We start from the raw sequence: 13,224 nt of genomic DNA on the forward strand, positions 1-13,224 counted from the left end.
AGTATTCGGTGTCATCCTTTGAAAGGGGAAAAGGATCCTGATAATGAAAGGGTTTGTTCGACATTGTTCTCTCGCTGACTACCGTGGCTATTTATGATGCAGGCAAATCGTCCATTTGCCCTGTAAAAAACGAGTCCAAATATCCTACACAATTTTTTAACAAAAACTGAGACAAATACGACTTTTTCTCGCTGCGGGTTACTTCTGTTGGGTTTATTGCTTTAATAGAGGCAGATAAACCATATGAATACAGGGCTTGATAATGCAAAAACTCGTCAACTCAGTGCAGAACTATGCCTGGGGAAGTAAAACTGCGTTAACGGAACTCTACGGCATCGCCAATCCGAATCATCTACCGATGGCGGAATTATGGATGGGCGCACACCCGAAAAGCAGCTCGCAGGTGGAAGGCGCGGACGGTAAACTGCATTCGCTACGTGAAGTAATTGACGGCGATAAAGCCGGGCTGCTGGGCGAAAAAGTCGCTGCCCGCTTTGGCGAACTGCCCTTCCTGTTCAAAGTGCTGTGCGCGGCACAGCCCCTCTCGATTCAGGTTCACCCGAACAAAAAGGCCTCTGAGATCGGTTACGCGAAAGAGAACGCGGCCGGGATCCCTCTCGACGCCGCCGAGCGTAACTATAAAGATCCAAACCATAAGCCGGAACTGGTGTTCGCACTGACGCCGTTTCTCGCTATGAACGCGTTTCGTGAGTTTTCGGAGATCGTTTCTCTGCTGCAGCCAGTGTCCGGCGCACACCCGGCAATCGCTCATTTCCTGCAATCCCCGGATGCCGACGGCCTGAGCCAGCTTTTCGCCCGCCTGCTTGAAATGAAAGGCGACGAAAAATCACGCGCACTGGCGGTACTGAAAGCCGCGCTGCACAGCCAGCAGGGCGAGCCCTGGCAGACCATCCGCCTGATTGCAGAGTTTTACCCGGACGACAGCGGCCTCTTTTCGCCGCTGCTGCTGAACGTAGTGAAACTCAACCCTGGCGAGGCGATGTTCCTGTTTGCCGAAACGCCGCATGCCTATCTGCAGGGCGTGGCGCTGGAGGTGATGGCAAATTCAGATAATGTCTTGCGCGCCGGTCTGACACCGAAATACATCGATATTCCGGAGCTGGTGGCAAACGTGAAATTCGTGGCAAAGCCGGCGGCAGAGCTGCTGACGCAGCCGCAGAAAAAACGNCATGACCTGTCAGCGCAGGAAACCTCGATCTCGCAGCCAAGTGCCGCTATCCTTTTCTGCGTTGAAGGTGAAGCCGTGCTCAGCAAAGGCCAGCAGCGTCTGGTGCTGAAACCTGGCGAATCCGCATTTGTCAGCGCCGCCGAATCACCGGTCGGGATCAGCGGGACAGGCCGTCTGGCGCGGGTCTTTAACAAGCTAAACTAAATACTGAAATTTAGTAGTAGTATTGCTAAGCTGCTGAATACAGCTCATTCATACAGGCGGACGGTTCCGCCTGTTTTCATATCTTATGGACAATCATTATGAAAAAAAGCGTGATCGCGGCAGGCGTTATTGTCGCTCTGGGAGTGGTATGGACAGGCGGTGCCTGGTATACCGGCAAGCAGCTCGAAACCCATATGACCGAGATGCTGGCAAAAGCAAACGCACAAATTAAGCGCTCCTCACCCGCAGCGGGTCTGGAACTGGTTCATCAGAATTACCACCGCGGCGTGTTTTCCAGCCAGCTCGATCTGGTGGTGAAACCCGTTGACGGCGCGAAACAGAGCTGGCTGAAGCCGGGCCAGACTATCGTCATGAAAGAGAACGTCGATCACGGGCCTTTCCCGCTGGCGGCACTGAAATCCTTTAATCTGATGCCGATGATGGCCTCCGTAAAAACCGTGCTGGTGAATAACGCGGTGACCAAACCGCTGTTTGATCTGGCGAACGGTCAGTCTTTCGTCGAGACCGATACCCGCATCAGCTATAACGGCGACACCCGTTCCCTGATCGCCCTGAAACCGTTGAACCGTGAAGCGGGTCAGGAAAAACTGTCGCTCAGCGGCGGTGAGTTTACGCTCGATGCTGACCGCGACGGCACCGCGTTCTCGCTGTCAGGCTCGTTACCGAGCGCACTGATCGAAACCGTTAACGAAAACGGCACGCGCGTTAAGCTGACGCTGAACGGCCTCACCACCGACGGTGCCAGCAAACGCGCCAGTTTTGATGAGTACGTGGGCAACCAGAAAATCTCCCTCGATAAAATGGCAATTTCCATGGAAGGCGTCGATCTGGGGCAACTGGAAGGCCTGACGGTGGAAGGTCGTGCCGATCTGGCGAACGACGGTAAGACCGTTAACAGCCAGATTAATTACACCCTCAACAGCCTGAAGCTGAAAAACCAGGACATGGGCAGCGGTAAGCTGACGCTGAAAGTGGGCAACATCGACGGGGCAATCTGGCATGAGTTTAACCAGACCTACAATGCCAAAGCCCAGGCGGTATTGCAGCAGGCGGATATTGTGAACAATCCGGAAGAGTATCAGCAGATGGCGGCAGACGCCCTGCTGACCTCACTGCCCATTCTGCTGAAGGCCGAGCCGGTCATCACCGTTGCGCCGCTGAGCTGGAAAAACAGCAAGGGTGAAGCTACTTTTAATCTGTCGCTGTTCCTGAAAGATCCGGCGAAAAACACCCAGCCGCCGCAGACGCTGGCCGGTCAGGTGGATACCGTGGTGAAAAACCTCGACACCAAACTGGTGATCCCGATGGATATGGCGACTGAGTTTATGACCCGCTCTGCCAGCCTCGAAGGTTATAAGCCAGAAGATGCAGCCAAACTGGCGGCTCAGCAGGTGAAAGGTCTGTCGGCAATGGGCCAGATGTTCCATCTGACCACCGAAGAAAACAACAGCATCACTTCCAGCCTGCAATACACGGCAGGACAGGTGACGCTCAACGGTCAGAAAATGCCGCTGGAAGAGTTTGTCGGCATGTTTGGCGGCATGCTGAATCTGCAGGCACCGGACGCCCCGGAAGAGTAATCATGTTCAAGCCCCTCACCCGAGGGGCTTTTTATTTTTGGGTCACCAGCCGGGGCGGCATGATCTGGTTACGCAGCGTGACTTGCCCGGTGTCGATACGATGCAGAATGCGTAACTATCCACGCTATCCTCACCGCTCTGTTTCCCCACCCTATTTTGGCAGAAGCTTTTATCCTCTAGCGCATTAGATATTGTAAATCCCCAAAAAAAACCATATTAATATGGTGGGTATTTTAGACATTTATCTCAAGGACATTGGTGCCAGACCGCTTCTTCATGCTGCAAAGGGACTGCCATCCGTCTAAAGCACATTCAAAAAATGGAGTTTACTATGAGTTTTAATATTTTTTTGAGTTTAATCGGGGATCAGCAGGGGCTGATATCTACTGGCTGCAACTCTCTGGACTCGATTGGTAATAAATACCAGAAGAATCATTTTGACGAAATACTGGTACTGTCTTTAAATCATAGCATATCACGGACAGAGAACTGTAATCATCACCCGATAGAATTTATAAAACCCATAGATAAATCTTCACCACTAATAGGAGTGGCGGTATCCAACAATGAAAAACTTACCGCTGTCTTTGAAATTTACTGGTTGAATCAGGCCGGAATGATGGAGGTTTTTTATAAGGTTAAGCTGACAAATGCCACAATCACAAATGTGAGTTCAACGTATCCGCATGTGATTAATAGTTCAGAGATAATGCCATATGAACAAATATCTTTGAAATATGAATCAATTTCATGGGAGCATAAAGTAGCAGGTACATCCGGTTACAGTTGGTGGGTTGACAGGGTTTTCTAACCCTCTTTTTACATTAAATTGCCGGAAAACAGGCAATTTAATGTAATTTAAATCGTTTCTCCAATGCGCGTGTTACAATATTACTGAGATAGAATGAAAGTATAACACCAAAAAAAGCAAGTGGAAAAACATAATCCTCAGGGAAAAAGCTAACAAGAACAAGAGTGAGCGCAAGGAAAATAAAAAACAATATATAATTTAAGATTTCCAGTGATACAATTCCAATAGATTTAAACATAATTATCACCTGTTATTAATTATATCAGCCAAAGCAATCATTAACTCATCTGCGTTGGTGCTATGCGTTGAAGCATATACAGTGATTAGTGGTTCGATTTTATCTGCTATAAGAAAATAAAGCATTTCAATTCTCTGTGAATACAATATATCATAAATGATTCTATTATCCTTCCTAAGTTGCCTGGCAGCTATAGCTGCTTTATCAAAATAGCTATATATTTGAATCACTGTCAGCATCTGTGCAACGATTTTTCTAGAGGAGATAATGACATCAGGCGAGATTGATACTCGATATGCAATTAATTTGACAATAAGCTCAATTATTGCAATTTTTGCCGCTGCTTTTATCCCCTGTTTGGCTATAATGTCTGTAATCATGCTTTCAAACTCATGATATCGTTCAGTGAAATCCTTTTTGACTCCTGGGGGCATTTTTGCAAAAAGAAATTTAACGATAGTGAGTGCCATATCGTAAATAATGTCACGCTTCGTTATCAAGGATGTGATAGCATAAATCATCCGTTTGTCTTCAGCGCGAATCATATCACCATATGCTAACAGAAGATGCTTATGTTTCAGTCCAATATAACCATCCATCACAAGAGGTGATGAATTCATCGTTACCAGAGCGCGCAGCGAACCAGTTTCTATATCTCTGACACCTTCTCGCAAAGCATGAGTAGTTCGTTGTAAAAAAGCGTCAAAGTACTTAGCCAGTACATAATTAGATGACTGGGTAATTTCATCAGGTGATTTTGCACCCCCCATATATTAAGATTCCTTATAATTCACAAAAGTGCATCCCACTGAAAAACAGATTTTATGATCAATACATTCTTCAAAGCAAACTGAATCAGATTCGTTATGATGTATAATCAGAGATTATTTATCATAACTACAACAACTATTTCTATCCACCAATTGTGTCGTAGCATTCGCTGTAACTGCCTTTCTTAGATCCAGATATTAATGCACAGTACATCCAGGCGGGAGAAGAAGTTATTATTTTCCAAATCCCAGAAATTCAGAATCATGGGGTTGTCTTATTTCTTCGGTCACTCCTCACCCGAGGGGCTTTTTATTTTCGGGTCACCAGCCGGGGCGGCATGATCTGGTTACGCAGCGTGACTTGCCCGGTGTTGATACGCTGCAGAATGCGTTCCGCGAGGCTCTGCCCCATCTCTCTCGCCGGGATGGTCACCCAGGTTAACGGCAGATCATCAAGCGCCGCATCCGGCACCTCGGCAAACGCCGCCAGCGTGACGCGCTGCTCAAAGTAGCTTTCAACGCTATCCTCACCGCTCTGTTTCCCCGCCCGCAACAAACCAAACCAGGCACCCATCGCAACCACGCTGTTGTAGCACAGCACGGCGGTGATGGTCGGATACTGACGCAGCAGCCCGGTCATGACTTCAGATGCCTGTTTCTGGCTCGATTCACACTCCAGCACCCACTCGCTGTGAAACGGTAATCCGTATTTCAGCAAGGTGGCGCAGTAACCGCCGACGCGCTCGGCGCGGGTCAGTGAAGAACTTTGCCCGCCGAGCCAGGCGATGCGCTGATGGCCCCGGCGAATCAGATGCTCGGTGATGAGTTGCGCGGCCTGCATATTGTCCGGGCGAATAAGATCAACCTCATCGAGGTAGCTGGCGCGTGAGGCAAACACCAGCGGCACGCCTGCTTCTTCGGCACGATCGCGTAGTTCCGCACCGCGATCGACCGAACCCGCGATAATCACCCCGTCAACACCCTGAGAGACCAGCGTTTCAAAGCGATGCAGCATATTTTCGCCGTCGGGGCCGCTCTGGGTGAGGAACACCATCTTCCCCTGCGCTTCCAGCGCCTCGGTTAGCCCCGCCGTCAGCTCCGCATAGAATGGCGCGGAAAGATCGCCGACGATCAGGCCAATCACGCCTGTCTGCCCGCCGCGTAGCGACGCCGCCTGACGGTTACGCACAAACCCCAGTTGTTCAATGGTCTGGTTGACGCGTTCCCCGGTCGCCGGGGAAATGCGCCCTTTGCCGCTCAGCACCAGCGATACCGTACTGACCGAGACCCCTGCCGCCAGCGCAACATCATTAATCGTGATTTTTTTAGCGATAGCCATGAATTGTGTCTGATTCCCTTTGCCACAGCGATAAAACGTTTTATCTATGGTTGGTCTTTATAAACGTTATTATCCACTGATTATGTGATTTCTCTCGCACTAAAATTTGATAAAACGTTTTATCTTGCCGCTTCGTTACACCACACAGCCTGTTTCTAATAATAAGGAGTCGTTTTATGACGACAAAAGCAGCACCAAAAATCACTCTGTGGGAGTTTTTTCAGCAGCTTGGCAAAACGTTCATGTTGCCTGTGGCGCTGCTATCCTTCTGCGGCATTATGCTGGGGATTGGCAGCTCGTTAAGCAGCCACGACGTCACCACCCTGTTACCCTGGCTGGATACCCCCCTGTTGCAGGCCATTTTCATCTGGATGAGCAAAGTCGGCTCCTTCGCCTTCAGCTTCCTGCCGGTGATGTTTTGTATCGCTATCCCACTCGGGCTGGCGCGCGAAAACAAAGGCGTGGCCGCGTTTGCCGGTTTTGTCGGCTATGCGGTAATGAACCTGGCGGTTAACTTCTGGCTGACGGCGAAAGGCATTCTGCCGACCACCGATGCCGCAATTTTAAAAGCCAACAACATTCAGAACGTGTTGGGGATCCAGTCTATCGACACCGGGATCCTCGGCGCCGTTATCGCCGGGATCGTGGTCTGGATGCTGCACGAGCGTTTCCACACGATTCGCCTGCCGGACGCGCTGGCGTTCTTCGGCGGCACCCGCTTTGTGCCGATCGTCACCACCGTGGTGATGGGTCTGGTCGGTCTGGTGATCCCGCTGGTGTGGCCAGTTTTCGCGATGGGCATCAACGCCCTCGGCCACGTCATCAACAGCGCCGGTGATTTCGGCCCGATGATTTTCGGTACCGGCGAGCGTCTGCTGCTGCCGTTTGGTCTGCACCATATTCTGGTGGCGCTGATCCGCTTTACCGAAGCGGGCGGTACCCTGGACGTCTGCGGTCATACCGTGAACGGCGCGCTGACCATTTTCCAGGCGCAGCTGAGTTGCCCGGAAACCCACGGTTTTGCGGAAAGCGCCACCCGCTTCCTCTCTCAGGGCAAAATGCCGGCCTTCCTCGGCGGCCTGCCGGGTGCGGCGCTGGCGATGTATCACTGTGCCCGCCCTGAAAACCGTCATAAAATTAAAGGATTGCTGATTTCCGGCGTGATCGCCTGCGTCGTTGGTGGCACCACCGAACCACTGGAGTTCCTGTTCCTGTTTGTGGCGCCGGTGCTGTATATCATCCATGCGCTGCTGACCGGTCTCGGCTTCACCATGATGGCGATCCTCGGCGTGACTATTGGAAACACCGACGGTAACGTGATTGATTTCGTGGTTTTCGGCATCCTGCACGGACTTTCCACCAAATGGTATCTGGTGCCAGTGGTTGCGGGCATCTGGTTTGCGGTGTACTACGGTATTTTCCGTTTTGCCATCACCCGCTTTAATCTGAAAACGCCGGGTCGCGATATCGACACCAGCACGGTAGAAAAAGCGGTTGCGGGCGTGACGGGCAAATCGGGCTACAATGTACCGGCTATCCTTGCGGCGCTCGGCGGTGCGGATAATATCGTCACGCTGGATAACTGCATCACCCGCCTGCGTCTGTCGGTAAACGACATGTCAAAAGTGGACGTGAACGCGCTGAAAGCCAATCGCGCGATTGGAGTGGTTCAGCTTAACCAGCACAACCTGCAGGTGGTGATCGGCCCGCAGGTGCAGTCGGTAAAAGATGAAATGACCACGCTAATGAATACGGTGCAGGCATAAAACGCCCTTTCCCCCTTCCTTGTGAAGGGGGAAACTGACGCGAGGGCACAACGATTAAGGACGCTCTGATGTTTGATTTCTCTACCCCTATCGACAGACATGGCACCTGGTGCACACAGTGGGATTACGTCGCAGACCGTTTCGGCGCGGCCGATCTGCTTCCCTTCACCATCTCCGACATGGATTTCGCCACGGCGCCCTGCATTATTGAGGCCGTCAGTCAGCGTCTCGCCCACGGCGTGTTCGGCTACAGCCGCTGGAAAAACGACGAATTTTTAGGTGCCATCGAACACTGGTTCGCCAGCCGTTTTCACAGCCAGATTGACCGTGAAACCCTCGTTTATGGACCGTCGGTGATCTACATGGTGTCGGAGATGATCCGCCAGTGGTCCGCGCCAGGTGACGGCGTGGTAGTCAACACCCCGGCCTATGACGCGTTCTATAAGGCAATTGAGGGAAATCAACGCCGTGTGGCCGCCGTTCCGCTCATCAAAAACGGGAATGACTGGCATTGCGACAGGGAGCAACTGGAGCATGTCCTGTCACAGCCGCAAAACACGTTGCTGTTACTGTGCAGCCCGCACAACCCGACCGGCAAAGTCTGGACGCGCGAAGAGCTCGACACTATCGCAGCGCTGTGCGAAAAACATCATGTCCGCGTGATCAGCGATGAGATCCACATGGATATGGTATGGAGCGATCATCCGCATATTCCGTGGAGCGAGGTAGCTCGCGGACCGTGGGCGCTGTTTACCTCGGGCTCGAAAAGCTTCAACATTCCGGCATTTACCGGCGCGTACGGGTTGATTGGCGACGCGACGTCGCGCGATGCTTATCTGGCTGCGCTGAAAGGCCGCGACGGGCTCTCTTCTCCGTCCATTCCGGCAATTGTCGCGCATATCGCTGGTTATCGTGACGGTGCGGCCTGGCTTGACGAACTGCGGGCGTATCTGCAGGAGAACCTGCGTTACATTGCACGCGAACTCAATCAGGCGTTCCCGGAACTTCAGTGGCAGCCGCCGGAATCGACCTATCTGGCGTGGATCGACCTGCGTCCGCTAAATATTGATGATCGGGCATTACAGAAGCAGCTTATCGACGTGCAAAAAGTGGCAATCATGCCGGGCTATACGTACGGCGCCGAAGGCAACGGTTTTGTTCGTCTGAATGCCGGTTGCCCGCGCATGAAGCTGGAGCAAGGCGTACAGCGCCTGATTGCCGCCCTCCGGTCGTTTCGCTAACCGCTTGCGCAACGAAACTTTTTGTTGCGCAAAATAGCTTTCTCACCGCATTTGTTTTTATAATGGTCCGCACTTTAACTAAAACGGTGCGACCATGATTGATACCAACCTTCCCCTGACCGATATTCATCGCCACCTTGATGGCAACATCCGCGCGCAAACCATTCTTGATCTTGGTCGTCAGCATAATATCGCCCTGCCTGCCGACACGCTGGAGGCACTGCGTCCACACGTTCAGGTCACCAGCAACGAGCCCGATCTGGTCAGCTTCCTGTCCAAACTGGACTGGGGCGTGAAAGTGCTGGCGTCGCTGGAGGCCTGCCGCCGTGTGGCGTATGAAAACGTTGAAGACGCCGCGCGCAACGGGCTACATTACGTCGAGCTGCGTTTCTCACCTGGCTATATGGCGATGACCCACCAGTTGCCGATCGCCGGGGTTGTTGAAGCGGTGATTGCTGGCGTGCGTGAAGGTAGCCGTGACACCGGTGTTGAGGCGCGTCTGATTGGCATCATGAGCCGGACGTTTGGCGAAACCGCCTGTTTGCAGGAGCTTGACGCCCTGCTCGCGCATCGCGACAGCATTACGGCACTGGATCTGGCGGGCGACGAATTAGGCTTTCCCGGCAGCCTGTTCCTCACTCACTTTAACCGTGCGCGTGACGCGGGCTGGCGGATCACCGTGCATGCCGGTGAAGCGGCGGGTCCGGAAAGCATCTGGCAGGCCATTCGCGAACTGGGCGCTGAGCGCATCGGCCACGGCGTGAAAGCGGTGGAAGATCCGGCACTGATGGATTTCCTTGCTGAGCAGCGTATTGGTATCGAATCGTGCCTGACCTCCAACATTCAGACCAGCACCGTGCCGTCACTGGCACGCCATCCGCTGAAAACGTTCCTTGAACATGGGATTCTGGCCAGCCTGAACACTGACGACCCGGCGGTCCAGGGCATCGATATTATTCATGAATATGAAGTTGCTGCCCCGGCGACCGGACTGAGCCAGGGGCAAATCCGCCAGGCGCAGATAAACGGGCTGGAAAGCGCATTCCTGTCAGCGCAGGAAAAACAGGCGTTGCGGGATCGGGTGAAAAACCGGTAAGTCAAAAAAGCCGCTCAACTGAGCGGCTTTTTCTTATCAGGTCAGATTAAGCGTGGAACGATGCTTCGCGGATTCAATGCCCAGCTCAATAAGCTCCATAATCTGAATCGCCTGGCTTGCCGGAACCGGATTTTCCCCGGTGCCGTTCAGCGCATCGCGGATCGCTGCGTAGTACGCCGGATAGTTCCCCGGCTGTGTTAACCACGTTGTTTCAATGCGCGCCTCGCCATCAACGCGGGTCAGCACCCCATCACGCGTATCATGACCCCAGTCATCCAGCGGCGGACGTTCACCGTTTTTCAGCCGATCTTCCTGCGGATCAAGACCGAATTTCACGTAGCTTGCCCGCGAGCCGTGCACGATGTAGCGCGCAGTTTCAGCGGCCGCCAGCAAGGTGCCATGCAGCACAATGCGGCGCTGCGGATAGGTCAGAATCGCATGGAAATAGTCGGTGGATTGCGCGCCAGGGCGCAGCTGCGCCAGATCGACCGTCAGGCTGACTGGCAGGCCAAACAGGTTCACCGCCTGGTCGAGCAGATGCGGGCCTAAGTCATACCAGATGCCGCTGCCCGGACCACCCATTTCACGCCAGCGGTTCCGCACTTGCGGACGATAGCGGTCGAAGTGTGACTCAAAATAGGCCACTTCCCCTAACGAACCATCGGCAATCAGCGCTTTCACGGTCAGAAAATCGCTGTCCCAGCGACGGTTATGGAAGACCGAAAGCAGACGACCCACGCTGCGGGCCAGCGCATCCAGCTCGCGCGCCTGTGACAGTGTCACGGTGAACGGTTTGTCGACCACCACATGCTTACCGGCTTCCAGCGCGGCTTTCGCCAGCGGGAAGTGGGTATCGTTCGGCGTAGGGATGACGATTAAATCAATACTCGGATCGTTAAACAGATGCTTCGGCTCAGCAACCACCTTGACATCTGGCCAGTCGGCTTTCACTTTGCTTTCATCGCTGCTGGACACCACTGCCAGCTCCATTCCCGGTGTTCCGCCGATCAGCGGCGCATGGAATGTTTTACTGGCGTAGCCATAACCTATTAATCCGACACGGATGTTGTCACTCATGTTGCAGCCTCTCATCAATAACGTCGGTCTATTTCACAACATCTGATCAGCTCTCACAACCGATTAATAACAGGTTGCACGGTTTACCGCACATAAGCGTCTACGCTGGCGAATAAGTGAGGTTTTTGTGCGCAGGGGTTGCATCATTGTTGCGGGTGAGTAAGATTTGCCACCTGTATTCACTTTTCCCTTAGAAATCATGTCGTCCGTATTGTCTCGTATTGTTGAACTTGTGGGCTGGATTGCCCTTGGCATTAGCGCTTTATTACTGATTGCAGCGCATCATATAGATAACTATCAGGCACCGGAACCGGTGACCGTACTGCAAAGTAAATGATCCCTCACCGCAGAGCGTGAGCCTGATCGCATGGATGTAACCGGTTTCTGAAACCGGTTACATTTCTCCAGTTTTCCTTTCTACACTGCCCTTATCTCGTTGATAAGGAGTACGTCATGTCTGTATTTCCCAAACATTTTCTGTGGGGTGCCGCCACCGCCGCTTACCAGGTTGAAGGCGCACACGACGCCGACGGTAAAGGCCCTTCCATCTGGGACCGCTTTTCGCATATTCCGGGAATGACTTACCAGAACACTAACGGCGATGTGGCGGTCGATCACTACCACCGTTTTCGCGAAGATGTGGCATTGATGGCGGAAATGGGGCTGCAAAGCTACCGCTTCTCTATTTCCTGGCCGCGCCTGCTGCCCAATGGCCGCGGTAACGTGAACGAAGCGGGTGTGAAGTTTTACAGCGACCTGATTGACGCCCTGCTGGCGCATAACATTGTGCCGATGATTACGCTCTATCACTGGGATCTCCCACAGGCGCTGCAGGACGAAGGCGGCTGGGAAGCGCGTTCCACCGCTGACGCCTTTGAAGAGTATGCCCGCCTGTGCTACGCGCGCTTCGGGTCACGGGTGAAGCTGTGGGCCACCTTTAATGAAACGATCGTGTTTATTGGTCATGGCTATATCACCGGCAGCCATCCGCCGTCAGTAAAAGACCCTGCACGTGCCATTCAGGCCTGTCATCACGTATTTATTGCTCATGCGCTGGCAGTGAAAGCGTTCCGTGAGATGGCTATCGACGGCGACATTGGTTTTGTAAATGTGCTGCAGCCTCATACACCGCTGACCGATAAGAAAGAAGACCGTGCTGCGGCGGCGCTGGCTGATGCCATCCATACCCACTGGCTCTACGATCCTGTTCTCCTCGGCACTTATCCTGCCGAGCTGCTGGCGCAGACGCAGGCGCTGTGGGGCGTGCCCCGCTTCGCACCGGGCGACGATGCCCTCCTGCACCAGAACCGCTGTGATTTTATCGGGCTCAACTATTACCGCCGGGAAACGGTGGTCGCTAACGAAGAGGCAACACGACAACAAAGTAATAACAGTGGCGAACCTGGCAGCGGCGGCGAGTTTGGTTTCAAGGGGTTATTTAAGTTTGTACGCAATCCGGACGGCGTGTATACGGACTGGGACTGGGAAATCTGGCCGCAGGGATTAACCGACGGCATAATGATGATCAAAGAAAGGTACGGTGATATTCCCGTCTACATCACCGAAAATGGATTAGGCGCAAAAGACCCGATTATTAATGGCGATATTATCGATGATCCAAGAATAGAGTATCTGCGGATGCATATTAACGCGCTGGAAAAAGCGATTGATCTTGGTGCCGATGTGCGGGGATATTATCCCTGGTCATTTATTGATTTACTGAGTTGGTTAAACGGCTATAAGAAGCAATATGGCTTCGTTTATGTCGATCATAGTCAAGACCTGGTGAGAAAACGCAAAAAGAGCTTCTTCTGGTACCAGAACGTTATTGCCAGCCATGGTGAAGAACGCTAATCTTCCAGTTCGGGTGCCGTCCGGCGCCCGGATATCAT

General features: G+C 52.7%; 11 protein-coding genes. 8 read left to right on the forward strand and 3 right to left on the reverse strand.

What is annotated here, in order from left to right; all coding sequences use genetic code 11:
- Positions 1–262: 262 nt before the first annotated feature.
- The 3 genes from manA to GM30_RS19760 all read left to right on the forward strand — a co-directional run bounded on the left by manA (position 263) and on the right by GM30_RS19760 (position 3,805).
- Entirely contained in the window at positions 263–1,393 is a 1,131-nt protein-coding gene (gene manA / locus GM30_RS19750) for a mannose-6-phosphate isomerase (RefSeq protein WP_049849992.1), read from the forward strand.
- Between the two features lie 98 nt (positions 1,394–1,491).
- Complete coding sequence (locus GM30_RS19755; RefSeq protein WP_049849993.1) at positions 1,492–2,994, forward strand: YdgA family protein; 1,503 nt, start codon at positions 1,492–1,494, stop codon at positions 2,992–2,994.
- Positions 2,995–3,325: 331 nt separating this feature from the next.
- Positions 3,326–3,805: an Hcp family type VI secretion system effector gene (locus GM30_RS19760; RefSeq protein WP_049849994.1), complete on the forward strand. Its 480-nt coding sequence runs from the start codon at positions 3,326–3,328 to the stop codon at positions 3,803–3,805.
- Between the two features lie 243 nt (positions 3,806–4,048).
- On the opposite strand, the gene GM30_RS19770 is transcribed toward GM30_RS19760, so the two are convergent.
- Both GM30_RS19770 and GM30_RS19775 read right to left on the reverse strand, forming a co-directional pair.
- Positions 4,049–4,813 carry a hypothetical protein gene (locus GM30_RS19770; RefSeq protein WP_049849996.1) on the reverse strand — a complete coding sequence of 255 codons (765 nt, stop codon included), beginning with the start codon at positions 4,811–4,813 and terminating at the stop codon, positions 4,049–4,051.
- A 310-nt stretch (positions 4,814–5,123) separates the two neighbouring features.
- A complete protein-coding gene (locus tag GM30_RS19775) occupies positions 5,124–6,152 on the reverse strand; it encodes a Mal regulon transcriptional regulator MalI (RefSeq protein WP_049849997.1) in 1,029 nt (342 codons plus the stop codon).
- A gap of 176 nt (positions 6,153–6,328) precedes the next feature.
- Here GM30_RS19775 and malX point away from each other — a divergent pair, with 176 nt between their 5' ends.
- The 3 genes from malX (at position 6,329) to add (ending at position 10,255) form a co-directional block, all read left to right on the forward strand.
- A complete protein-coding gene (gene malX / locus GM30_RS19780) occupies positions 6,329–7,918 on the forward strand; it encodes a maltose/glucose-specific PTS transporter subunit IIBC (RefSeq protein WP_049849998.1) in 1,590 nt (529 codons plus the stop codon).
- A 68-nt stretch (positions 7,919–7,986) separates the two neighbouring features.
- Positions 7,987–9,159, forward strand: a complete 1,173-nt coding sequence (locus GM30_RS19785; protein WP_049849999.1) for a MalY/PatB family protein — start codon at positions 7,987–7,989, stop codon at positions 9,157–9,159.
- Positions 9,160–9,253: 94 nt separating this feature from the next.
- Positions 9,254–10,255 (forward strand): adenosine deaminase, encoded by a 1,002-nt coding sequence (add, locus tag GM30_RS19790; protein ID WP_049850000.1) that lies wholly within the window; start codon positions 9,254–9,256, stop codon positions 10,253–10,255.
- A 36-nt stretch (positions 10,256–10,291) separates the two neighbouring features.
- Here add and GM30_RS19795 read toward each other — a convergent pair whose 3' ends face one another.
- The gene (locus tag GM30_RS19795; protein WP_049850001.1) at positions 10,292–11,332 is read right to left on the reverse strand and encodes an oxidoreductase; all 1,041 of its coding nucleotides are present in this window, start codon (positions 11,330–11,332) and stop codon (positions 10,292–10,294) included.
- A gap of 199 nt (positions 11,333–11,531) precedes the next feature.
- Here GM30_RS19795 and blr point away from each other — a divergent pair, with 199 nt between their 5' ends.
- Together blr and GM30_RS19800 are read left to right on the forward strand one after the other, a co-directional pair.
- A complete protein-coding gene (gene blr / locus GM30_RS24965; protein ID WP_072094188.1) occupies positions 11,532–11,669 on the forward strand; it encodes a division septum protein Blr in 138 nt (45 codons plus the stop codon).
- Positions 11,670–11,785: 116 nt separating this feature from the next.
- Positions 11,786–13,186, forward strand: a complete 1,401-nt coding sequence (locus GM30_RS19800; RefSeq protein ID WP_049850002.1) for a GH1 family beta-glucosidase — start codon at positions 11,786–11,788, stop codon at positions 13,184–13,186.
- Positions 13,187–13,224 lie beyond the last annotated feature (38 nt).

It is taken from the genome of Trabulsiella odontotermitis (genome assembly GCF_001188485.1).
Taxonomy (GTDB): domain Bacteria; phylum Pseudomonadota; class Gammaproteobacteria; order Enterobacterales; family Enterobacteriaceae; genus Trabulsiella; species Trabulsiella odontotermitis_A.